We start from the raw sequence: 21,332 nt of genomic DNA, 5'->3' as shown, positions 1-21,332 counted from the left end.
GCCAGCGGCCGGCACTACCGTTTCCAGGCAATGGGGTAGAGCCGGCCGCTGGCCGGCTGCCACGATGTACCAGACGCTGCCGGGGCAGCGCCCGGCAACCCGTTACTTGCGGCTGTAATGCACGACCAGACGGTCGCCGAGCATCTGCAGCAGCTGCACCAGCACCAGCAGCACCACCACGGTAACCAGAGCCACGTCGGTACGGTTGCGCTGGTAGCCCTCGCGCAGCGCCAGATCACCCAGGCCACCGGAACCGATCGCACCGCCCATGGCCGTGAATCCGACCAGAGCCACGGTGGTCACCGTCGCAGCTGCAATCAGGCCCGGGCGGGCTTCGGGCAGCAGTACCCGGCTGACCAGCTGCCAGGTGGTGGCGCCCATCGACTGCGCCGCCTCGACCACGCCGCGATCTACTTCACGCAGGGCCGTCTCGACCAGCCGCGCGTAGAACGGCGCCGCACCGATGACCAGCGCGGGCAGCGTGCCGAGCACACCGATCGACTGGCCCATCAGCCACAGCGACACCGGGATCAGCACTACCATCAGGATGATGAACGGCACCGAGCGCAGCAGGTTCACCACCAACGCCAGCACGCCGTAGGCAAAAGGCCGGCGCTTCAGCTGCGGAGCCCCGAACACATACAACAGCACGCCCATCGGCAGACCGATGGCCAGCGTCAGCGGCAGCGAACCGGCCATCATCAACAGCGTCTCGATGGTCGCCTTGCCGATATCCACCCATTTGTCGCCGTCGAGATGACGGAAAAAGCCTTCAGCGGTGGCGATGATCATCGACGCAGTTCCTCAACGTGTACGCCGGCCGCTACGAATGCGGCCTGCGCGGCGGACTGGTCACCGCCCACCAGGGCGACCACCAGCTGGCCATACGGGGTGTCCTTGATCCGGTCGATGCGGCCGGAAAGGATGTTGTAATCGACCCCGGTCTGCCGCGCGACGCTGCCGAGCAGGGGTTCGTAGGTGTCGCCACCGAGGAAGGTCAGGCGCACGATACGCCCGCCGACGACGCCGAAATCGCGGTGCAGGGCACCTTCGTCCACATGCTCTGATTCGCTGACGAAACGGCGCGTGGTCGGATGCTGCGGGTGCAGGAATACCTGGGTGACCGGTCCGGTCTCGACCATCTGGCCGGCATCAAGCACGGCCACGCGATCACAGACACGGCGGATCACGTCCATCTCGTGAGTGATCAGCACGATGGTCAGGCCCAGCTCGCGGTTGATCTTCGACAGCAGCGACAGCACCGAGGCGGTGGTCTGCGGGTCGAGCGCGCTGGTGGCCTCGTCGCACAGCAGGATCTGCGGCCGGGTTGCCAGCGCACGGGCGATGCCGACGCGCTGCTTCTGGCCACCGGACAATTGCGCCGGATACTTCTGCGCATGTACTTCCAGGCCAACGGTCTGCAGCAGCTCGGCCACGCGCGCGTCGATCTCCGCCTTCGGCGTACCGGCCAGTTCCAGCGGGAAGGCGACGTTGCCAGCCACCGTGCGCGAAGACAGCAGGTTGAAGTGCTGGAAGATCATGCCGATGCGCCTGCGCAGCGCGCGCAGGCCGTCCGGGTCCAGCGCGGTGACATCCTCACCGCCGATCAACAGCCGTCCGCCGCTGGGTTCTTCCAGACGGTTGATCATGCGGATCAGGGTCGACTTGCCGGCACCGGAATGGCCGATGATGCCGAACACCTCACCGGCCTCGATGGTCAGGTCCAGCGGTTGCAGCGCGCTGACCGCGCGGCCGGCAACGGCATAGGATTTGTGCAGGCGCTGGAACTCGATCACGGGCGTGACTCACCGGCTGGGTGGCGGAAGGGGGCGTGCAGCCTACCAGCGTGGGCGCTCGCGCGCCCGCGCCATGGGCCAGAATGTTATTCCTTTTGATTCTAAGCCGCCGCCCCCGGCAGTGCCGGCCGCTGGCCGGCACCTGATCACGGATGATCCAGCGGCTTCGGCGGCTGCACCCGGTTCAGGCGCTCACGGTGCAGCAGGTAAAGGCCCGAGGCGACGATGATCGCCGCACCCACCCAGGTATAGCCATCCGGCAGCTGGCCCCAGAAGGCCAGATCCCAGCCGATCACCCAGACCAGACCGCTGTACTCCAGCGGCGCGATCATCGAGGCCTCGCCCAGTTGGAACGCCTTGGTCAGAGCGATCTGACCCAGCGCCCCGGCCAGGCCCATGCCGGCGATCAGCGGCGCATGCGCCAGCTGCAGCGGCACCCAGCCCGGAATGGCCAGCAGGCCGGCGCCGATGGCCATGATCACCAGGAACCAGACCACCATCGACTGCGAGGTATCGGTGCGGGTCAGCAGGCTGACCGTGATCGCGGCGATGGCATAGGCGGTGGCCGCCGCCAGCACCATCAACCCCGGCACCGAGATGAAGCCGTCCACGCCCGGCCGCAGTACCACCAGCACGCCGACCAGGCCGATGCCGATGGCCACCCAGCGTCGCGGGCCGACCCGTTCGCCCAGCAGCGGCACCGACAACGCCGCGATCAGCAGCGGGGCGACGAAATAGATGGTGTAGGCGGTGGACAGCGGCAGGTCGCGCAGGGCGAACACGAAGCAGCCGATCATCGCCATGCCCAGTGCGCCACGCAGCAGATGCAGGCCCCAGCGGCGCGGGATCAGCGAGCGCGGGCCGGCGCTGACCAGCACCCAGACCAGCACGAACGGCAGCGAGGCCGCACCGCGCAGGAAGGTCACTTCCAGAGTGGGATAGCTGGCCGACAGCTGCTTCATCCCAGCGTCCATCAGCGAGAAACAGGCGACCGCCGCGACCATCCAGGTCACCGCGCGCGAGGGGGAGCGTTGCAGGTTCATGGCCCATTATTGCCCGGCGCCTGCCTTCTGTAGAGTCGAGCTTGCTCGACGGCTCTTCACAAAGCAGCCGAGCATGGCTCAGCTCTACTGAAAAGCGACAGCCGATCAAGGCTCGGCTCCACAGAAAAGCAGGCATGCGAGCCGGCACGATAGAATGGCCGCCACTGAATTCTGCGGAGCCTCGCCCATGCCCTCCTTCGACGTCGTGTCCGAAGTCGACACCCACGAGCTGACCAACGCCATCGACCAGGCCAACCGCGAACTGGCTACCCGCTTCGACTTCAAGGGCGTGGAAGCGAAGTTCGAGCGTGAGGGCGATGTCATCAACCAGACTGCGCCGACCGAGTTCCAGCTCAAGCAGATGAACGACATCCTGCGTGCACGCCTGGCCGCGCGCGGCATCGACGTGCTCAGCCTGGAGTTCGGCGACATCGAGACCAACCTGGCGCAGGCCCGGCAGAAGATCACCGTCAAGCAGGGCATCGAACAGAAGATCGCCAAGAAGATCGCGGCGGCACTGAAGGACGCCAAGCTGAAGGTTGAAAGCCAGATCAACGGCGACAAGCTGCGCGTGCAGGGCAAGAAGCGCGACGACCTGCAGGACGCCATTGCCGTGCTGAAGGCCGGCAAGTTCGAGCTGCCGCTGCAGTTCAACAACTTCCGCGACTGATCGATGCCGCCGGGCATGGCCCGGCGCTACCCAGGTCGCAGCGGTAGCGCCGGGCCATGCCCGGCAGACTGCGCGGTCAATCGCGCAGCAACTTGTACAGCGTAGTGCGAGAGATCCCCAACTGGCGTGCGGCGAGGCTGAGATTACCGTCAGCGGCCTGTGCCGCGCGGCGTGCGGCTTCACGCTGATGGTCACGCAGCAGCGGCACGCCTGGATCTGTCAGGGCGCTCCGCTGTGTAGACCGATACGCGCCACCCCGTGGCCCCTGCAGAAGCTGCAGGTAGACCGCACTGCCCTCGCCCAGCCGAACCCGATGCGGTGCCCCCGGTTGCAGCAGGCGACGCCGTTGCGCCGCACTGGCCCCGGCAAACAGCGCCTCCAGCCCCAGCAACGGCAACGGTCCGCGCCTTGGCAGTCCCAGCAGGCGCCGTGCAACGCGATTGGCTGCACGCAGCTGGCCATCCTCCTGCACCGCCAACAGTCCCTGCAGCGGTGACGCCAGCCAACGCGGATCATGTTGCACGGCCAGCAGATGCACGTCGGCGAGGCTACGGAACAAGCGATTTTCGCTGGCAAGCGCAGCCTGCCGGAAATAGCCCTGCAGCAGGGCGGGATCCCGCTCTCCAAGACCGGTGATGTCGATCACCCCACAGACCCGACCGTCGAGATCGTGCAATGGCTCGCTCAGACAGAACACCGGCGCGAAACGCTGCAGGTAATGTTCGTTGCCGCGTACCAGTGCCGGCACATCGTCGGCCAGGCTGACCGCCGGCGCGGTGGTGCCGATCTCCGTCTCGCCCAACCGTCGCCCGACCTGGATCGGCCGCAGCAAGGGAGCGTCTTCCAGGCCGTGGGCCTGCTGCGCAATCACCATGCCGTCGCGGTTGGCGCAGAACATCGTCCAGCCACGCCCACCGAAGGCCGCCCAGAGCTGTTCCAGCTCCGGCTGCACGCAACGTGCCAGGCGCCGATCGTCGGGATGGGGGAGACGCTGTCCGCCCCCCAGTAACGGCCGATAGTCCGGCTCCTGCCCCGGTTGCAGGCCCGCCGCGCGCGAACGCAGCCATGATTGCTGCAGCGGCACAGGTAGCAGACCCAATGAGCGCGCATCGCCCTCGGCGAAAGCGGCACGAGCCGCCACCAGTTGTTGCTGTCCGACAGTCGTGGCCATCATGGGCGCAGCGTACACCCGCCAGCCGCAACGCCGCGTTACGCCTCGACAACGGAGCGTTTCCGTTTCAAGACGCGTTCAAACAAGGGATCAGAGCCCATGCCGGCCAGCGGCCGGCACTACCGACGGTGGACGTTACGCTGCGATCCGCAGCACCGGCTTCAGGGTGATGCCACGGGTGCTGTCTTCGGCCGCTTGGTTGATCTGTTCCAGCGGATAGAACTTCACCAGCTTGTCGAACGGGAAGCGTCCCTGCTGGAACAGGGTCACCAGCTGCGGAATGAACACCTGCGGCACGCTGTCACCTTCGACGATGCCGCGGATGCTGCGACCACCCAGCAGCAGGTTGTTCACATCGAAGCTGGCGGTCGTGCCCAGTTTCGGCGCGCCCACCACGCCCATCATGCCCAGCCCACCCAGCGCCTCGATGCCGGCGGACAGCACTTCCGGACGACCGGTCGATTCCAGCGCGAAGTCAGCACCACCTCCCGTGATCGCGCGCACCGCCTCGATCACATCGGTCTCCCGGCTGTTGACCACGTGGGTGGCCCCCAGCTCCAGAGCAAGCTCCAGGCGCGAAGGCACCACGTCGATGGCGATGATGGTGGTGGCGCCGGCGACCTTGGCCGCCATCACCGCACTCAGGCCCACCGCGCCGGCACCATAACTTGCGAAGCTGCTGCCTGACCGCACCTGCAGCGAGTTGAGCACCGCACCGGCACCGGTCTGGATGCCGCACCCCAGCGGGCCCAGCAGTTCCAGTGGTGCATCGTCTGGCACCTTGATCGCATTGATCTCGCGCGCCAGCGCGTAGGTGGCGAACGAGGATTGTGCGAAGAAATGGTCGTGCAGCGGCTGGCCCCGTGCATCGGTGATGGCGGTATGTCCGTGGCCGTCATCGCCACCGAAGTTCAGCGCGAAGAAATCCCTGCAGTAGGCACCGTGTCCGCCCCGGCAGGGATTGCAGTGACCACAGGCGCCGTAGGTCAGCACCACATGATCTCCCACCTTCAGTTCCTTGACGTTGGGCCCGACCGCTTCAACGATGCCGGCACCTTCGTGGCCCAGCACCGCCGGCAACGGCACCGGGTAGTACTGATCGCGCACGATCAGGTCGGTATGGCACAGGCCGGTGGCCACCACCTTCACCAGCACCTCATCATCCTGCGCGCCGCGCAGGGTTGCCTGCTCGATGACGAAGGGCTGCTCCTTGCCGCGTACCACCGCGGCGGTGATCTCACGCGTTGCGTTGTTGTCGTTCATCGTGATGGCTCCTTCGATCAGATCGGGTAAGCGGGCGCTTCGCCCTTGATGGTCAACCACTGCCACTGGGTGAACTCCTCGCCGTTGGCCGGGCCACCGATGCTGGTGCCGTTGCCGGACGCGCCGACGCCACCGAAGGGGTTGATCACCTCGTCATTCACAGTCTGGTCGTTGATGTGCAGCAGGCCGGTACGCAGGCGCTCGCCGATCTTCAGCGCGCGGCCGACGTTGCTGGACACGATCGCCATCGACAGCCCGTACTCGCTGTCGTTGGCCAGGCGCACGGCTTCGTCGTCATCGTCGAACGGCACCACCACCGCCACCGGTGCAAATATCTCTTCGTTGAATGCCGGATTGTCGGCCGCGACGTTGCCGAGCACGGTGGGTGCGAAGAACAGGTCCCGGTGCGTGCCTCCCGCTTCCAGCGTGGCACCGGCCTGCACGGCCTGCTCGACCACGCGTGCGGCATGGTCGCGCTGACCGGCATTGATCAACGGACCGATCGCCACGTCCTCGCGTGCCGGATCGCCTACCGTCAACGCGTTGGCCTTGGCCACCAGCTTCTGCAGGAACGTGTCGTGGATCTTCCGGTGCACCAGCACGCGGCCGGTCGCCATGCAGATCTGGCCCTGGTGCAGGTAGACGCCCCACGCGGTATTGGCCACCGCCAGGTCGAGATCGGCGTCATCAAGAATGATCAGCGAGTTCTTGCCGCCCAGTTCCAGCGAGACCTTCTTCAGATGCCTGCCTGCGGCTTCGCCAACCTTGCGGCCGGCCGCGGTGGAACCGGTGAACTGGATCATCGCTACGTTCGGGTCACTGGTCAGTGCGGCACCGGCAGCACCGTCACCCGGCAGCATATGCAGCACGCCCACGGGCAGGCCGGCCTGCTCGAACAGGCGCGCGATCACCGCGCCACCAGACACTGCCGTGCGCGGGTCGGGCTTGAGCACCACCGCATTGCCAAGTGCGATCGCCGGGGCCACCGCGCGCATCGCCAGGTAGAGCGGGAAATTGAACGGCGAAATGACCCCGACCACGCCCAGCGGGCGGCGCCGCGCCAGGTTCAGCTTGCCCGGTTCGGAGGGCAGGATCTCACCCGTGCTGCGCGACGGCAGCGCAGCGGCTTCGTGCAATGCCTTGATGGTCACCTTGGCTTCAAAACCCGCTTTGAGCCGGGTCGACCCGCTTTCGCGGACCAGCCAGTCAACCAGGGTGTCGATGTTCTCTTCGGCCAGCCGCGCGGCGGCGCGCAGCACCTGTGAGCGCTGCTCGTACGGAGCGCAGGCCCAGGCCTGCTGGGCCTGCGCGGCGGCGGCGGCCGAACGCGCGACCTGCACCGGGTCGGCCAGGCCGATCTCGCCGAGTACCTGGCCGGTGGCCGGCTCAACCACCGGGTGCCGCTGCGGGGCAGCCTGCCAGTGGCCATCAAAGAAGGCGCCGGCCCAGAGGGCATCCGGCAGCCACGGGGAAGATGCAGTCATGGGTGTCCTCCTGTGTCGTGCATCCATTCCACGCCCGTCTGCCTGGGCTGGCAATCGGCCATTCATCGGTAGCGTGCAACGGTTTGAATCATCAGGGATTTCCAGCTTCGCCACTGTCCAGTTCCTGCACAGTGGACAGCGCAGCACCGGCACACTGCCTACAATGGCGGCCCCGCCAGCCGACGTGCCCGCCATGACCGATACCACCCTGCCCACCGATGACCCCATCGCCGCCACCCGCCTCTGGCTGGAGCGCATCGTCATCGGCCTGAACCTGTGCCCGTTCGCCAAGGCGGTGTACGTGAAGGACCAGGTGCGCATCGTGCTGAGCGACGCCACCACCCCCGAGGCACTGGTGGAACAATTGGCCGAGGAACTGGTGCTGCTGCGCGATACCCCGGCCGAGCAGATCGACACCACCTTGATCGTGCACCCGCAGGTGCTGACCGATTTCCTCGATTACAACGACTTCCTCGACAACGCCGACGCGGCGATCGAGGCGTTGGACCTGCAGGGCATCCTGCAGGTGGCCAGCTTCCACCCGGACTACCAGTTCGATGGCGTGGCCGCTGACGACGCCAGCAACTACACCAACCGAGCCCCCTTCCCTACCCTGCACCTGCTGCGCGAAGACAGCGTGGCGCGTGCAGTGGATGTCTACCCGGACCCGGACGTGATCGTCGAGCGCAACATCCAGACGCTGGACCGCATCGGTGTGGAAGGCTGGCACCGCCGCCTGCGCGGCGACGACCTGTCATGAGCACGGTGCCGCCGATCGCCGCATGGCCGACGGCACCGCTGTCGGGCAAGGTCGTGCTGGTCACCGGTGGTGCCAACGGCATCGGTCGCGGTATTGCCCAGGCCGTGCTCGGCGCCGGTGGCCGCGTGCTGATCGGCGATCTGGACATGGAGGCCGGCCAGGCCTGCCTGGACGAATGGCAGCGCGGCGATGACGCCGCGTTCCATCGCCTGGACATCACCGATGAAGCCAGCGCACGCGACTTCATCAGCGCGGCCCTGCAGCGTTTCGGGCGCATCGATGGCCTGGTCAACAATGCCGGCATCGCCGGGCCACACGGCACACTGCTGCAGGATATGGACTGGGACGAGTGGCAGCGTCGTCTGTCGTCGCTGCATGGTGCGTTCCTGTGCAGCAAGCACGCGCTGCCAGCACTGACGGCCAGTGTTGCGGGCGCGATCATCAACATCGCCTCCACCCGCGCATGGCAATCCGAAGCGCACAGCGAGGCGTATGCGGCGGCCAAGGGTGGGCTGGTGGCCTTCACCCATGCGCTGGCGATCAGCGCCGGCGCGGCGGTGCGGGTGAACAGCATCAGCCCCGGCTGGATCGGCACCAGCGAGTGGCAGGCACCCTCGCGACGCCACGAACCCGAATACTCAGCCATCGACCATGCGCAGCACCCGGCCGGTCGTGTCGGCCGGCCCGAAGACATCGGTGCACTGGCGGTATACCTGCTGTCATCGCTGTCCGGTTTCACCACCGGCCAGGACTTCATCGTCGACGGTGGCATGACCCGGAAGATGATCTACGCCGAATGACCCGTCGTCGGTAATGCCGGCCGCTGGCCGGCATATGCGTGGATGGCGGCGACGTGCCAACCAAGGTTGGCACCTACCAGGGCATGTTCCAGTAGATCCACGCCATGCGTGGATGGCGGTGAAGTGCCAACCAAGGTTGGCACCCACCACAACGGTTCACGCCATGCCCGAATGGCGCAGCAGCGCGTCGATCTGCGGCGCGCGGCCACGGAACGCCTTGAAGTTCTCCGCCGCCGGGCGGCTGCCGCCACGCGACAGGATTTCATCGCGGAAGCGTGCACCGGTTTCAGCCAGTGCCTGTGGAGCCTCTTCAAACGCGGCGTAGGCATCGGCGCTGAGCACTTCAGCCCACTTGTAGCTGTAGTAACCGGCCGCGTAGCCGCCAGCGAAGATGTGGCTGAACTGGTGCGGGAAGCGATTCCAGACCGGCGGATGATTCACCGCCACCTCCGCGCGCACGCGATCGAGCAATGCCAGCACGCTGTCCTGCGCAGGTTCGAACTGGCTATGCAGCAGCATGTCGAACAGGCCAAATTCCAGCTGGCGCACGGTGGCCATGCCGCTGTGGAAGTTGCGCGCCGCCAGCATGCGCTCGTACAGCGCGCGCGGCAGCGGCTCGCCAGTGTCCACGTGCGCGGTCATGCCCTGCAGGTGGTCCCATTCCCAGCAGAAATTCTCCATGAACTGACTGGGCAACTCCACCGCATCCCATTCCACGCCGTTGATGCCAGCCACGCCCAGTTCACCGATGCGGGTCAGCAGCTGGTGCAGGCCGTGGCCCATTTCATGGAACAGCGTGGTGACTTCGTTGTGGCTGAAAGTGGCCGGCTTGCCATTGGCACCACGGCCGAAGTTGCACACCAGGTAGACCAGTGGCGTCTGCACGCTGCCGTCGGCGTGCACGCGGCGGTTGCGGCAATCATCCATCCACGCGCCACCGCGCTTGCCCTCGCGCGCATACAGATCGAGGTAGAACTGGCCGACCAGCGCACCTTGCGCGTCAACCAGGCGGAAGAAGCGCACATCCTCGTGCCAGACCGGCGCGCTGTCGTCCTGCACACGCAGGCCGTACAGCTGTTCGATCACCGAAAACAGGCCGCCCAGCACCTTCGGCTCGGTGAAGTACTGCTTCACATCCTGCTCGGAATAGCTGTAGCGCGCCTGCTTCAGGCGGTCTGCGGCAAAGGCCAGGTCCCATGCCTGCAGGCTGTCGATGCCGAGCTCATCGCGCGCGAACTGCTCCAGCTCAGCGCGGTCCTTGGCCGCGAACGGCTTGGCGCGCGTGGCGAGGTCACGCAGGAAACCGAGCACCTCGGCCGGGTCCTGCGCCATCTTGGTCGCTACCGAGTAATCACCATACGAACCGAAGCCGAGCAGCGCGGCCAGTTCGGCGCGCAGGGCCAGGATGCGGTCGATGTTGCCGCTGTTATCCAGCGCATCGTCGCCAAATTCGGACGCACGCTGTGCACTGGCGCGATACAGGATCTCGCGCAGGTCGCGGTCCTCGCCCCAGGTCTGCACCGGCAGGTAGCACGGCATCTGCAGGGTCAGCTTCCAGCCCGGCGAGCCGTCCTTCTCCGCCGCAGTGCGGGCGGCAGCCTTCACGTCGGCCGGGACACCGGCCAGGCGGTTTTCATCCTCGACGATCAGCGACCAGGCGTCGGTGGCGTCGAGCACGTTCTGCGAGAACTTCGCCGACAGCGCCGACAGCTCTTCCTTGATCGCCGCGAAGCGCTGCTGCGCCTCGGGCGCCAGTTCGGCACCGCCGAGGCGGAAATCGCGCAGAGTGTTGTCCAGCACCTTGCGCTGGGCCTGATCGAAGGTCGCGGCCTCCGGGCTGGCGGCCAGCGCCTGGTACTGGCGATACAGCGCCAGGTTCTGGCCCAGCGCACTGGCGAAGCGGGTCACCCGCGGCAGGTTGCTGTTGTAGGCCTCACGCAGTTCCGGGGTGTTGACCACGCCCTGCAGGTGGCCGACCAGGCCCCAGGCGCGCCACAGGCGCTCGGTGGCATCGTCCAGTGGGGCGACGAAGGTCTCCCAGCGCACCGGCGTTACCTGCTCGGCTGCGCTGACGGCGGCTTCGGCCTCGGCCAGCAGCACATCCAGCGCCGACGCCACGTGCTCGGGGCGGATCGCCTCGAAGCGCGGCAGGCCGGAAACATCGAGCAGGGGGTTGGCAACGGTCACGGCAGATCTCCAGGGAACGGGCCCGGCAGGCGGGCAGCTCTCTGGATATGGCGCTGCCGGGCGTGGCTGACAAGGGGGCGCGGCCCGGCATTCACGTCGGCCTTACGCTTCCCTGCCGAAGCTCTGGCTGCGGGGGAGTCCGCAGCGGTAGGTACCCAACGAGGCCCCACATGGAAGGTCTGGCTGCAGTTGCATCCGCCTCATCGGCGCGGTCGCTGGCGTTGTCCGCCAGCCCGGCCGAATTGACCTGGATCGCCGCGTTGTGCGATGCCGGCGACGACGCCCGGCGCCACCTGCATCAGCTGCAGGCGGTGCTGCAGCAGGGCGGCACGTTCAATGATGCACAGGAGTGGTACCCGTTCGAGGTGATCGAGCGTGGCGCCAGCCAGCTGCAATTGGGCCACGAGCGCGAGTTCGTGATCTGCGTGCTGCTGTGGCTGCAGGCACTGGCCCAGGGACGCGCCAGCATCCTGGACCCGAGCCTGCATCTGGATGACCGTGCGATCGACATCGAGGCACTGCCCGATGCGCTGCGCGATGCAGTACTGGATGCGTTCACCGCGGCAGGGTATTGATCTGGATGTAACACACCGCTGCGCTCGCCGGGCACGGCCCGGCGCTACCCGCCCGGCATGATCGGTAGCGCCGGGCCATGCCCGGCGGAAATGCCGGCCGGTTACAGTGCTTCCAGGCTGCACCACGGCAGCTCGGGCAAGCCTTGCCCGGCCACCGCTGCGGCCAGTTGTGCATCGGCGCCTTCGACATCGATGCCCTGGCGCGCGTACCACGCCGGGTCGTAGTAGCTCTGCGCATAACGCTCGCCGCTGTCGCACAGGATACTGACGATGCTGCCCTGGTGGCCCGCTTCTCGCATCCACTGCGCGGCCTGCAGCACGCCGATGAAGTTGGTGCCGGTGGAGCCACCGACACGACGGCCGAGCTGGCGGCTGACATGGCGCATCGCGGCCAGGCTCAGTGCGTCGGGCACCTTCACCATTGCATCGACACTGGTCGGGATGAAGCTTGGTTCCACCCGCGGGCGGCCGATGCCTTCCACACGCGAGCCGCCGCTGCAGGTCAGGCCCCGCCAGTCCTGTTCACCGGCCACGGCGGCTTTATAGCCATCGAAGAACACCGACACTTCCGGGTCCGCGCAGAGAATGCGGGTGTCGTGCCGGCGATAGCTGACATAGCGGCCCAGGGTGGCCGCGGTACCGCCGGTGCCGGGGCTGCACACGATCCATTCCGGAACCGGGCTGGGCTCTTCGGCCATCTGCTTGAAGATGGATTCGGCGATGTTGTTGTTGGCACGCCAGTCGGTGGCGCGCTCGGCGTAGGTGAACTGGTCCATGAAGTGACCGCCGGTTTCGCGGGCCAGCTTTTCCGAATCGCAGTTGAGGTCACAGGCACGCTCGACCAGGTGGCAGCGGCCCCCGTGGAACTCGATCGCGGCGATCTTTTCCGGCGAGGTGGTGGCCGGGATCACGGCAATGAACGGTAGGCCGAGCAGGCGCGCGAAGTAGGCTTCGGAGACGGCGGTCGAGCCGCTGGACGCCTCGATCACAGGCCGCCCTTCGCGCAACCAGCCGTTGGTCAACGCATACAGGAACAGCGAGCGCGCCAGCCGGTGCTTCAGGCTTCCGGTTGGATGGCTCGATTCATCCTTCAGGTACACGTCGATGCCCTCAAACCCGGGCAGCGCCAACGGGATCAGGTGGGTATCGGCGGAACGGTTGAAATCGGCTTCGATCTTGCGGATGGCGGCGGCCACCCATTCACGCTGCGACATGGCGGGCAATGCTCAGAACGGAACGGTGCGATCAGCCCATTGTACGTCGCGGTGCCGTCAGGTGCGGGCCGGTAGAATGAGTCCATCCGGCCGGCAACGGCCCTGTCTGAAGGACCTCCCCCATGACCATTCCCGCCCTGCGCGATGTCCCTGGCGTCGCCGCCCAGGCTCCGGCCGAAACCACCGGCTTCGTGTTCAACCACACCATGCTGCGGGTGAAGGACATCACCGCCTCGCTGGACTTCTACACTCGCGTGCTCGGCTACCAGCTGCTCGACAAGCGGGACTTCCCGGACGCCCAATTCAGCCTGTACTTCCTGGCCTACGTGCCGGCCGGTGCGGTGGTGCCGGAAGACGACAGCCCGCGCCGCGTGTGGATGGCCGGCCTTCCGGGAGTGCTGGAACTGACCCACAACCACGGCACCGAAACCCAGGACGGCGCGGTCTACCACGACGGCAACAGCGACCCGCGCGGCTTCGGCCACATCTGCGTCTCGGTGCCCGACATCGAGGCCGCCTGCCAGCGATTTGAAGACCTGGGCGTGACCTTCCAGAAGCGCCTGACCGACGGCCGCATGAATAACCTGGCCTTCATCAAGGACCCGGACGGCTACTGGGTCGAGATCATCGCCAACGCTTGACCCAGAAAGGGGCACAATTCCGGTAGCGCCGGGCCATGCCCGGCAGCCTTGAACAGGCCGCGCTGCGCGCTCGCCGGGCACGGCCCGGCGCTACCGACTCCGTCCCCTTTTTTGCGAGGTTCGTATGGAAACCATGGAACTGCACCGTGGCCGCCTGATCGACCACATCCAGCTGGTCGTACGTGATCTGGCCGCCAGCCGCCGCTTCTACCAGGCGGTGTTCGATACGATCGGCATCCCGATCGCTGGTGAAGGCGATGACTACTTCTGGGCCGATGAGCTGTTCATTTCCAGCGCCAGCAGCGAGGCGGCTGCCGGCCAGTTGACCGGTCGCCACCATCTGGCGTTCCAGGCCCGCGACAGCGCTACCGTCGATGCCTTCCACACTGCAGCCATCGCCGCCGGCGGTACCGACAACGGTGCACCGGGCGAACGCCCCTACCATCCGGGCTACTACGGCGCCTTCGTGCTCGATCCGGATGGCAACAACATCGAAGTGGTCTATCACGGCCCGGCGAACTACAGCGCCGATTCGGTGAAGGTCACTTTCTGATATCACCGAAGCCGTGAACGAAGAAGCCGGGCAATGCCCGGCTTCTCTGCGTCCAATGGCGTGGCCCTCAGTGGGCCGCCATGTAGATGTCCTGCAGTACAGCCTTTTCCAGTTCCAGTTCGCCCAGCAGGTTCTTCACGATGTCGCCCAGGCTGAGGATGCCAACCAGTCGAGTGCCTTCGGTAACCATCAGATGACGGCGCCGCGAGTACGTCATCAACGACATGGCCTGCTTCAGGGTCGCGTCCGGCGCAATGCCTTCCAGACCGGTGGACGGCAGACTGGAGATCACCCGGCGGCCGGCCTGCGGGCCGTCGTCGGCCAGGGTACGCACGATGTCCTTTTCGGAAATGATGCCGACCGGGGCATCGTCCTTGGTCACCACCAGCGCGGCGATTTTATTCGCGCTCATCTTGTGGGCGGCGGCACCGATGGTGTCTTCCGCATCGATGGTGATGACAGCTTCTTTCTTGGATTGCAGGAGCTCGCGGACGTTCATTCTTGTTTCCTGGTGCAGGTCACTAAGTCAAAAAGTGTGCTCTTCCGATGCGCCCCCTCCCCGGGAACAGACCTTTCAGCGCACGTCTGGCGCACCCGGCTGCCGGTGGAAATGGATCGGCAGACGACGTGCTGCAACGCGAACGAGGTGGGCTCAACGGCTCAACCCGACCCTCGGTCAACCTGATTCTACGACTGCGACCATCGGTCACTACCGGCATCGATAGGACAGTTCGTCGTGGGAACCAACTGACGATCCAGAGAATGGCACTACGGCTGAAACCGAGGCTGAATGCCGCAGCCGCGCAACGCTCAAGCTTGGCCGCCCGCTGCCGATGTGCGGACAGAACCCCAAGGTCCTGTCCCACTTCCGCGAATGGTGAGGAACTGGCCAGGGCCGGCCGGCCTCAGGGCGTCCCGCCGTTGACCGGGTTCGCCCGCAGCCCCTGGGGAAACGGCATGACCACATAGTCATTGCCGAAGATGTTCGGTGCGAACGGATAGTCGGTGGAGATGACCTGCGCACCGCTGGCCAGCGCCGCCTCACGCCGCGCTGTGTCGTTGGCGCGCGCCTCGCCGGTATCGATGTCGGCACGGCTGCGGACCAGGTAGCCCTCGCCCACCAACCGGCGGATCTCGCTACCTCGGGTCAGGGCGTTGTCGATCATCACGAAGGCAGCGTGGTCCATGCCCGGTTGTCCCTGCACGAATGCCATCCGCCCCTCCAGGTTCGGATGCCCCTGCAGATAGGGCGCGAAGGTCTCCAGGTTCAGGCCCGGCACGATCATCAGGAACACAAACCTGCCACGGGCTGCCGACAGCGTGGGCCATTGTCCCGCGCGCGCGGCAGCTTCCAGCGTCGGTGCGTTGCCGCGCACATCATCCGGGGTGATCACATGCCCACGACCGAGAATGCTCTCGATGGAAGCATCCATTTCGGCGAACGCCCGGGCATCGAACGGCTGCACCGGCGTAGCTCCAGCCACCCGCGTGGTGAAGCTGGAGAACTTCGGCTCCAGCAGCACGAACACCGGCGAATGCCCGGGGTTCGCATCGGACCAGCTGCGCAGTTGCTGCAGGCACATGCGGAAGGTCGGGCAACTGCTGCGGAAATCGACGTCCACCATGTGCAGGGTTTTCAACCCAGGCTCAAGCAGTGCGGCATCATGCAGCGGCGCCAGGTTGCCCTCGCCCTTCGCACGCAGCAGGCGGTAGGGAAGCGGATCGCTGAATCGTCCGCCGTCATGGTCGACGTTGAGGTCCAGTTCGATGCTGCGCAGGCCGGAACGCAACTGCGCGTCCAGCGTCGGGAAGCGGTATTCCAGCGCAGGCTGCAGTCCACCGTCGAAGGCATGCGGATGTTCGTCGGCAAAGGCTTTTCGCATCTGCTCAGGCATCTGCTTCATCATGCCATCGATGACCGGATTCAACAGGGGATCCATCACATCGAACACGCGTGGATCGGCTGGTTGACTGTAGCTGTTGTGGGTGCCGATGACCTGTATCTGGTTGAGGCGCAACTCCGACGCCTGGACGGCGGCGCCCGCCGCGCACAGCAGCGCGGCGCATGTCAGCGAACGGATCATCGTGCTTCTCCCCAGCCCTGCAGCCGAACCCTGATGCCGAACATCCGTGGATTGGCCCGGATGGACGTTGGCACGCCAAAGAACTTTCCTCCATTGCCGACATCGCGCACCCATTCGCGATCCTGCGCGTTCTCGACGTAGGCCTCGACCATCACTGCACCGTCGTTGCGCTCGAAACCCGCCCGCAGGTCGAGCAGGCCAAACGCCTTCTGGCTTTCGTTGTCGAGGTTGTCGTTGTTGAGGTAATAGCGGGAGCGCCACGCATAGTTGCCATTGGCGAATACCTCCCAGCGCCCGAAGGCCGGGGCACGCCAGTCCAGGCTGACGCTGGCCGTATGCTTCGGTGCCATGCGGAAAACATTTCCCGAGCGATCCACCAAGGTGCCGTTGACCACCTCGCTGAAGGTGTCATAGCGAGTGTGCAGGTAGGCATAGGCCGCCGACAGGGTCAGGTCTTGCGTCAGCTGGAGCGCACCACTGAGCTCAAGGCCACGCGCCGATGCCTTGCCGGCGTTGACCATGCCCACGGTGATGTCGCTGGCGCGCGTCTGGAAGTCCTTGTAGTCGTAGGTGAACGCAGCCGCGTCGAAGTACAGGCGCTTGCCCACCGTGCCCTTGGCGCCGATCTCATAGTTGACCACTTCTTCGGTCCCGAGCTTGCCGAAGGTCGGGTTCGGCTGCCCGTTCAACGGCGCACCGAAACTGATCTGCGGATAGCCCGAACGCAACCCTCGCGATACGCCGGCATACAGATTGATCTGGTCGCTGAACTTCCACGTCAATGCTGCGCGCGGCTGCAGCAGATTGAAGTCACCATCAGTGCTGAACTCCTGGCCCAGGGAGTTGCCCAGCCCATTGGGCATCGCGATGGGTGCCACCCCGTCGATGGTGGAGACCCGCGACCAGTTGCGCACACGGGCTTGGTCGCGGGTGTAGCGTACACCCGCATCCACGGTCAGTCGCGGCAGCAGATCCCACGAGACGTTGGCATAGGCGGAGGCGCTTCCACGCCGGTTGCGGGTAGAGGTACGGGTGGCCACGCCTTCGGTCACCGCACGGCCGAGATAGCGCGTGACCGGCGTGGTCACACGCGGGAAGCCGGCCAGGAGGTACTGCTCGTTGATCACCGTTTCAGCCAGATTGTAGGTGCTGTCCTGGTAGTAGCCCGCGCCGACGTTGGCACGGAAAGCGCCGCCATCATCGAATCCGAGGCGGAACTCCTGGCTGAGAATGCGCTGGTTGTCCGCCAGATTGCGGCCGATCAGGAACGGATAGGTGGTGCCATCGATGTCCCATGACTCGGAGAATTCCACCTTGCGCCATGCACTGATCGAGCGCAGTTGCCACGCGTCTGCCAGGCTCCAGTCGGTCAGCAGGGTAACGCCGGTCTGGCGACGGCGCTGCGGCGGATCGTAGCTGCTCTGCGCAGCCTCACTGAAGGGACTGGTATCACCGCCCGGGGAGGCGACGTTGATCGCTTTGGTCATCACGAAGCCATCATTGTCGGACTGATGATCGACGATCAGATCCATCGACAGCACATCGGACGGCTGCCAGCGCAATGACATCCGCGCAGCGCCCATGTCGTCATCGTTCAGATCCGGGCCACCGCCCAGGTTGTGCACATAGCCATCGCGCTCGCGCTTGCGCACGGCAATGCGCAGACCCAGCTCATCCTTCACCAGCGGTGTGTTGTAGATCGCTGTAGCGCTGTACAACCCATGGTTGCCCAGCTGTCCTTCCAACTGCCATTCCACATTGGAAGGGTCGGCCTTGCGCGTGTACACGGCGATCGCACCGATCTGCGCACCGCGACCGTACAGCGTGCCCTGCGGCCCCTTGGCGACTTCCACCCGCTCGATGTCAAACAGCTCCTTCAGCATGCCGCGCGAACGGCTGGTGTCCACATCGTTGAGGAAGAAGGAGATGCTCGGTTCCGAAACCGCACCGGAATTGCCTGCCTCGATACCGCGCATGACGAAGCTGGCGGAACTGTCGGTCTGCTGTTGCACGAAGAAGCCAGGGATACGGGTGGACAACCGCTCGAAGTCGGTGAAGTTCTGCTTCTCGATGTCCTGGCCGGTGACCGCAGCAATCGAAATGGGCACGTCCTTGATCGACTGCTCGCGCTTCTGCGCGGTGACGGTGACCGCATCGAGCTGGACGGGAGAAGGCGTTGCATCAGCGGCCTGGGCAGACACTTGTTCAGTCCAGGACAGACCGAGCGCGACCGCCAGGGCCAGGCTCAACGCACTGGGCTGGAATGGATGAGACAGCATGGATGGATCCCCTGGGAATAGGTTCAGGGCGAGATCCTAGGCAGGCGCAATGACAGGAACATTACGCTTGTACGGTTAAAATTTACCTAAAATATTGCGAATCAACAAAACACAGAACACTTGTTCAGCTCGCAAGATCCCGCAACTGCCACTCGACCAAGTGCCCGGTGCGCTGCTCGTCCCCACCCTCGGCATCGGTCAGCGCAGCGGCCCCCAGGCCCGTGATCGCCGCAGCCTGTGCGTCCAGCCGATCCGCCAGTCGGTGGTCGCCCTCCCGCAGCAGGCGCGCCAGGTTTTCACCGCGCAATCGACGCAGGTCGATCGCATGTGGGCGCAGCAGGGGATCGCGTGCAGCCGCAAGGCTGATCGACAGCGTGCCGCGCATGGTTACCCGTTGCCGCTGCGTCGCCGAATCGTCGCGCGGCGCCGGCATGCGTCCCTGCGCCACCAGATAGACCATTTCCTGCCCGGCGATGAGCAGGTCTGCACCAGTGCGGCAGTGATAGGCCACGCTGGAGGCGGGGATGCCAAGACGCTCGGCGACCGCACGATGGGTCAGGGCCTGCGCACCCTCTTCAAGGATCACCTCACACGCGGCCACCGCGATATCACGCCGCCGCCCCGGTTCCAGCAGCGGCGATGTTCCTTCCGGGGTGGCCAGGCCCAACGCCGGATCCAGCCGCTGTACGAGCGCCTCGAAGACAGCTGTGGTACTGGCCAGCCCCACTCTTTGCAGGGGATCCAGTCCATGCGACAGCCGCTCGATGGCCAACCGCCGCAGCAGGCGATAGTCCGGCAAGGCTTCCAGCGCCAGCGCATGCACACCCTCGTCGCTGGCATAGGCAAAAAGCAGTTCGGACCATTGCCCATCGTCGTCGATGCGAGCGGCCAGCAACTGTTGCCAGAAACGGCGCCGGTCCTGCAGCCAGGGCTGCAGCAGCGTGGCCGTCGCAGGGTCAACGCCGGCATGCAGCATCAGCTCGGCCCATACCATGCGGGTCACCCGCACATCACCGTGGGCATCATCAGCACCGGTGGCCTGCAGATACTGCTCCAGCATCGTAGCCAGGGCCGGCGCATCCCAACGTGGCACGGCGGCCATGCACGCGAGCCAGTCGGCATGCCACAACCGATCCCGTTCGCGTTCGGCGTCGACCAGCGCCTGCATCAGCTGAGCCTTGCTACCCAGGTGATAGCTGAGCGTTGCCAGGGTTACGCCAGCAGCTGCAGCGATTCGGCGCAATCCGAGTGCCCGCGTGCCTCCGCCTGCCAGTTCATGCCGCGCAACCCGCAGCAGGTGTAGACGCATCGGCAATGCCTCCGCCTCCATGCCCGCCATGGCCACAGCCCCATCCAGATCGCTCATGCTCGCATTCCTTCCATCTTCCGCGGCACCCACCAGGCGCCGCCCGCCAGCAGCAGGCAACCCGCAGCCGCCAGGGCCGGCCCCACCGCCATCATCGTTGCCAGCTGTGCGCTGTCCTCACCACGATAGTCGAATCCTGACAGCCAATGGCCCAGCCACCACGCACCACATGCCAACGCCGACTTGCTGGTGGCGGTAAGCAGTCCGAATGCCGCACCGGCCCGCAAAGGCGAACGCCCCGCAACCGCATCAGCGAACGCCGCCCACAGGGTCATGCCGAGCACACCACCCGCCAGGCCCATGGCCATCGCGCAGGCAATGGCGGCCCAGACGGCGGGTGCCAGTTGCCACCACGCCAGAGCCACCAGCATCAGTGTCAGGCTGCACGCAAAGATCACCGGCAACCGCGGTTGCCGGGCCAGTAGAAACTGCATCAGTGGTTGTGCGGCCAGGGTGCCGAGTGCGCCGCCCAGCAGCAGCGCTCCACCCCACAGGGATGAACGCAGCACATGGCCGACGAAGTATGGTTCCAACTTGGCGAACAGCGGAGCCCCGACCAGCAGTACAAAGAACATCGCCAGCAGCAGTGGAACGGGCAAGATGTGCAAAGGCGCGTCAGCGCGTTCGGATTCGCAGGGGCCAGGTGTTACCCGCGCATGGGTCAACACATGCCTCAGGCACGCCGCGCTGGCGATCGCCAGAATGGCCAGCAGCACGGTCAGCAGCATGAAACGCAGTGCCCGCTCCTGATGAGGTTGCTCCTGCAGCAGGGGCACGATCGCCAGCGCCAGGCACACCCCTGCCAGGCTGCTCACCGCTACCCGTACCGATGCAATCCGGCTGCGCGCAGCCGAAGAACGGGTCGCCAGGCTGAGCAGCACGTTCTGCGGCACGTCGTAGACGCTGTATCCGACCCGGAACATCAAGGCCAAGGCCAGCGCGAACGGCAGTTTCGCGTGCGGCGGCAGGTGGCCTGTGGAAAACAGGCCGATCAGCGCGATGGCTGCCACCCACGCTCCCTGCCATTGCAGGTGCGCGGCACCTGCAACCGACGCCAGCGAGTTCCGCCAGAACCGGCCGACCAGCAGATCGCTGGCTGCGCTGGCCAGAAGGCTGGTGGCGACCACAGCGCCCATCGCCATGGGCGGCAATCCAGCCACCTCAGTGAGGAAAAACGCCAGCAGCAGCTCACCGGTCTGCCAGAACAGGCTCTTTCCGAAGTGGGCTGCCGCATAGGCCTGGTCAACACGGAACTGGCCCTCGGCCAGCCTGGGCGGCGCAACATCCATCCACGCGCCTTCGCCTGCTGATACGGGAAAGCACTATGTGCCGCCAACATGATGCGGACATGACAACCCCGGCCGGGACATGGCCCGCAGAAGCGCGGGGGCCAGGCCTCCGCGCTTCCATTACCTGCTGCTGGCAATCGCCTTTACATCCACGATG

The 21,332-nt window shown here is 65.8% G+C and carries 19 protein-coding genes; 6 read left to right on the top strand and 13 right to left on the bottom strand.

What is annotated here, in order from left to right:
* Nucleotides 1-102 precede the first annotated feature (102 nt).
* The 3 genes from ABR323_RS18790 to ABR323_RS18780 all read right to left on the bottom strand — a co-directional run bounded on the left by ABR323_RS18790 (nucleotide 103) and on the right by ABR323_RS18780 (nucleotide 2,839).
* The gene (locus ABR323_RS18790; RefSeq protein WP_135275159.1) at nucleotides 103-792 is read right to left on the bottom strand and encodes a methionine ABC transporter permease; all 690 of its coding nucleotides are present in this window, start codon (nucleotides 790-792) and stop codon (nucleotides 103-105) included.
* The gene (locus tag ABR323_RS18785; protein ID WP_439450383.1) at nucleotides 789-1,796 is read right to left on the bottom strand and encodes a methionine ABC transporter ATP-binding protein; all 1,008 of its coding nucleotides are present in this window, start codon (nucleotides 1,794-1,796) and stop codon (nucleotides 789-791) included. The genes ABR323_RS18790 and ABR323_RS18785 overlap by 4 nt, the downstream gene beginning before the upstream one ends.
* Before the next feature lie 146 nt (nucleotides 1,797-1,942).
* Nucleotides 1,943-2,839: a DMT family transporter gene (locus ABR323_RS18780; RefSeq protein WP_439450382.1), complete on the bottom strand. Its 897-nt coding sequence runs from the start codon at nucleotides 2,837-2,839 to the stop codon at nucleotides 1,943-1,945.
* Nucleotides 2,840-3,026: 187 nt separating this feature from the next.
* Between ABR323_RS18780 and ABR323_RS18775 the strand changes: the two genes are divergently transcribed.
* Complete coding sequence (locus tag ABR323_RS18775) at nucleotides 3,027-3,509, top strand: YajQ family cyclic di-GMP-binding protein (protein WP_135275167.1); 483 nt, start codon at nucleotides 3,027-3,029, stop codon at nucleotides 3,507-3,509.
* A 76-nt stretch (nucleotides 3,510-3,585) separates the two neighbouring features.
* Here the strand turns inward: ABR323_RS18775 and ABR323_RS18770 are convergent, their stop codons facing one another.
* The 3 genes from ABR323_RS18770 to ABR323_RS18760 all read right to left on the bottom strand — a co-directional run bounded on the left by ABR323_RS18770 (nucleotide 3,586) and on the right by ABR323_RS18760 (nucleotide 7,427).
* On the bottom strand, nucleotides 3,586-4,683 hold the full coding sequence (locus tag ABR323_RS18770; RefSeq protein WP_439450381.1) for a helix-turn-helix domain-containing protein: 1,098 nt from the start codon (nucleotides 4,681-4,683) through the stop codon (nucleotides 3,586-3,588).
* A 132-nt stretch (nucleotides 4,684-4,815) separates the two neighbouring features.
* Nucleotides 4,816-5,943 carry an NAD(P)-dependent alcohol dehydrogenase gene (locus ABR323_RS18765; RefSeq protein WP_135275169.1) on the bottom strand — a complete coding sequence of 376 codons (1,128 nt, stop codon included), beginning with the start codon at nucleotides 5,941-5,943 and terminating at the stop codon, nucleotides 4,816-4,818.
* 17 nt (nucleotides 5,944-5,960) lie between these two features.
* On the bottom strand, nucleotides 5,961-7,427 hold the full coding sequence (locus ABR323_RS18760; protein ID WP_439450380.1) for a benzaldehyde dehydrogenase: 1,467 nt from the start codon (nucleotides 7,425-7,427) through the stop codon (nucleotides 5,961-5,963).
* A 193-nt stretch (nucleotides 7,428-7,620) separates the two neighbouring features.
* On the opposite strand from ABR323_RS18760, the gene ABR323_RS18755 reads away from it, so the two are divergent.
* Together ABR323_RS18755 and ABR323_RS18750 are read left to right on the top strand one after the other, a co-directional pair.
* A complete protein-coding gene (locus ABR323_RS18755) occupies nucleotides 7,621-8,187 on the top strand; it encodes a DUF1415 domain-containing protein (protein ID WP_135275171.1) in 567 nt (188 codons plus the stop codon).
* Nucleotides 8,184-8,987 (top strand): SDR family oxidoreductase, encoded by an 804-nt coding sequence (locus ABR323_RS18750; RefSeq protein ID WP_439450379.1) that lies wholly within the window; start codon nucleotides 8,184-8,186, stop codon nucleotides 8,985-8,987. Before ABR323_RS18755 ends, ABR323_RS18750 begins: the two co-directional genes overlap by 4 nt.
* A gap of 156 nt (nucleotides 8,988-9,143) precedes the next feature.
* Here ABR323_RS18750 and ABR323_RS18745 read toward each other — a convergent pair whose 3' ends face one another.
* Nucleotides 9,144-11,174 carry a M3 family metallopeptidase gene (locus ABR323_RS18745; protein ID WP_439450378.1) on the bottom strand — a complete coding sequence of 677 codons (2,031 nt, stop codon included), beginning with the start codon at nucleotides 11,172-11,174 and terminating at the stop codon, nucleotides 9,144-9,146.
* Nucleotides 11,175-11,344: 170 nt separating this feature from the next.
* On the opposite strand from ABR323_RS18745, the gene ABR323_RS18740 reads away from it, so the two are divergent.
* Complete coding sequence (locus ABR323_RS18740; protein WP_439450377.1) at nucleotides 11,345-11,749, top strand: hypothetical protein; 405 nt, start codon at nucleotides 11,345-11,347, stop codon at nucleotides 11,747-11,749.
* Between the two features lie 101 nt (nucleotides 11,750-11,850).
* Here the strand turns inward: ABR323_RS18740 and ABR323_RS18735 are convergent, their stop codons facing one another.
* Nucleotides 11,851-12,963, bottom strand: coding sequence for a PLP-dependent cysteine synthase family protein (locus tag ABR323_RS18735; RefSeq protein WP_439450376.1), 1,113 nt, complete (start codon nucleotides 12,961-12,963; stop codon nucleotides 11,851-11,853).
* A gap of 122 nt (nucleotides 12,964-13,085) precedes the next feature.
* On the opposite strand from ABR323_RS18735, the gene gloA reads away from it, so the two are divergent.
* Together gloA and ABR323_RS18725 are read left to right on the top strand one after the other, a co-directional pair.
* Nucleotides 13,086-13,604 carry a lactoylglutathione lyase gene (gene gloA / locus ABR323_RS18730; protein ID WP_439450375.1) on the top strand — a complete coding sequence of 173 codons (519 nt, stop codon included), beginning with the start codon at nucleotides 13,086-13,088 and terminating at the stop codon, nucleotides 13,602-13,604.
* Nucleotides 13,605-13,728: 124 nt separating this feature from the next.
* The gene (locus ABR323_RS18725; RefSeq protein ID WP_049404183.1) at nucleotides 13,729-14,157 is read left to right on the top strand and encodes a VOC family protein; all 429 of its coding nucleotides are present in this window, start codon (nucleotides 13,729-13,731) and stop codon (nucleotides 14,155-14,157) included.
* 67 nt (nucleotides 14,158-14,224) lie between these two features.
* Here ABR323_RS18725 and ABR323_RS18720 read toward each other — a convergent pair whose 3' ends face one another.
* The 5 genes from ABR323_RS18720 to ABR323_RS18700 all read right to left on the bottom strand — a co-directional run bounded on the left by ABR323_RS18720 (nucleotide 14,225) and on the right by ABR323_RS18700 (nucleotide 21,175).
* Entirely contained in the window at nucleotides 14,225-14,656 is a 432-nt protein-coding gene (locus tag ABR323_RS18720; protein WP_135275177.1) for a CBS domain-containing protein, read from the bottom strand.
* Nucleotides 14,657-15,062: 406 nt separating this feature from the next.
* Nucleotides 15,063-16,241: a Ca2+-dependent phosphoinositide-specific phospholipase C gene (locus tag ABR323_RS18715; RefSeq protein WP_439450374.1), complete on the bottom strand. Its 1,179-nt coding sequence runs from the start codon at nucleotides 16,239-16,241 to the stop codon at nucleotides 15,063-15,065.
* Entirely contained in the window at nucleotides 16,238-18,520 is a 2,283-nt protein-coding gene (locus ABR323_RS18710) for a TonB-dependent receptor (protein WP_439450373.1), read from the bottom strand. The genes ABR323_RS18715 and ABR323_RS18710 overlap by 4 nt, the downstream gene beginning before the upstream one ends.
* 124 nt (nucleotides 18,521-18,644) lie before the next feature.
* Complete coding sequence (locus ABR323_RS18705) at nucleotides 18,645-19,886, bottom strand: TetR family transcriptional regulator (protein ID WP_439450372.1); 1,242 nt, start codon at nucleotides 19,884-19,886, stop codon at nucleotides 18,645-18,647.
* Complete coding sequence (locus ABR323_RS18700; protein WP_439450371.1) at nucleotides 19,883-21,175, bottom strand: MFS transporter; 1,293 nt, start codon at nucleotides 21,173-21,175, stop codon at nucleotides 19,883-19,885. Before ABR323_RS18700 ends, ABR323_RS18705 begins: the two co-directional genes overlap by 4 nt.
* Nucleotides 21,176-21,332 lie beyond the last annotated feature (157 nt).

The organism is Stenotrophomonas sp. ATs4, from assembly GCF_051861585.1.
Lineage (GTDB): Bacteria > Pseudomonadota > Gammaproteobacteria > Xanthomonadales > Xanthomonadaceae > Stenotrophomonas > Stenotrophomonas maltophilia_AS.
This window is presented reverse-complemented; position numbering and strand designations above follow the sequence as displayed.

Bases quoted from the DNA above. Each gene is read 5' to 3' on its own strand.
- ABR323_RS18790 (WP_135275159.1), bottom strand. From the start codon at position 792: ATGATCATCGCCACCGCTGAAGGCTTTTTCCGTCATCTCGACGGCGAC.
- ABR323_RS18780 (WP_439450382.1), bottom strand. From the start codon at position 2,839: ATGAACCTGCAACGCTCCCCCTCGCGCGCGGTGACCTGGATGGTCGCG.
- ABR323_RS18775 (WP_135275167.1), top strand. From the start codon at position 3,027: ATGCCCTCCTTCGACGTCGTGTCCGAAGTCGACACCCACGAGCTGACC.
- ABR323_RS18770 (WP_439450381.1), bottom strand. From the start codon at position 4,683: ATGATGGCCACGACTGTCGGACAGCAACAACTGGTGGCGGCTCGTGCC.
- ABR323_RS18765 (WP_135275169.1), bottom strand. From the start codon at position 5,943: ATGAACGACAACAACGCAACGCGTGAGATCACCGCCGCGGTGGTACGC.
- ABR323_RS18760 (WP_439450380.1), bottom strand. From the start codon at position 7,427: ATGACTGCATCTTCCCCGTGGCTGCCGGATGCCCTCTGGGCCGGCGCC.
- ABR323_RS18755 (WP_135275171.1), top strand. From the start codon at position 7,621: ATGACCGATACCACCCTGCCCACCGATGACCCCATCGCCGCCACCCGC.
- ABR323_RS18750 (WP_439450379.1), top strand. From the start codon at position 8,184: ATGAGCACGGTGCCGCCGATCGCCGCATGGCCGACGGCACCGCTGTCG.
- ABR323_RS18740 (WP_439450377.1), top strand. From the start codon at position 11,345: ATGGAAGGTCTGGCTGCAGTTGCATCCGCCTCATCGGCGCGGTCGCTG.
- ABR323_RS18735 (WP_439450376.1), bottom strand. From the start codon at position 12,963: ATGTCGCAGCGTGAATGGGTGGCCGCCGCCATCCGCAAGATCGAAGCC.
- gloA (WP_439450375.1), top strand. From the start codon at position 13,086: ATGACCATTCCCGCCCTGCGCGATGTCCCTGGCGTCGCCGCCCAGGCT.
- ABR323_RS18725 (WP_049404183.1), top strand. From the start codon at position 13,729: ATGGAAACCATGGAACTGCACCGTGGCCGCCTGATCGACCACATCCAG.
- ABR323_RS18720 (WP_135275177.1), bottom strand. From the start codon at position 14,656: ATGAACGTCCGCGAGCTCCTGCAATCCAAGAAAGAAGCTGTCATCACC.
- ABR323_RS18715 (WP_439450374.1), bottom strand. From the start codon at position 16,241: ATGATCCGTTCGCTGACATGCGCCGCGCTGCTGTGCGCGGCGGGCGCC.
- ABR323_RS18710 (WP_439450373.1), bottom strand. From the start codon at position 18,520: ATGCTGTCTCATCCATTCCAGCCCAGTGCGTTGAGCCTGGCCCTGGCG.
- ABR323_RS18705 (WP_439450372.1), bottom strand. From the start codon at position 19,886: ATGAGCGATCTGGATGGGGCTGTGGCCATGGCGGGCATGGAGGCGGAG.
- ABR323_RS18700 (WP_439450371.1), bottom strand. From the start codon at position 21,175: ATGGATGTTGCGCCGCCCAGGCTGGCCGAGGGCCAGTTCCGTGTTGAC.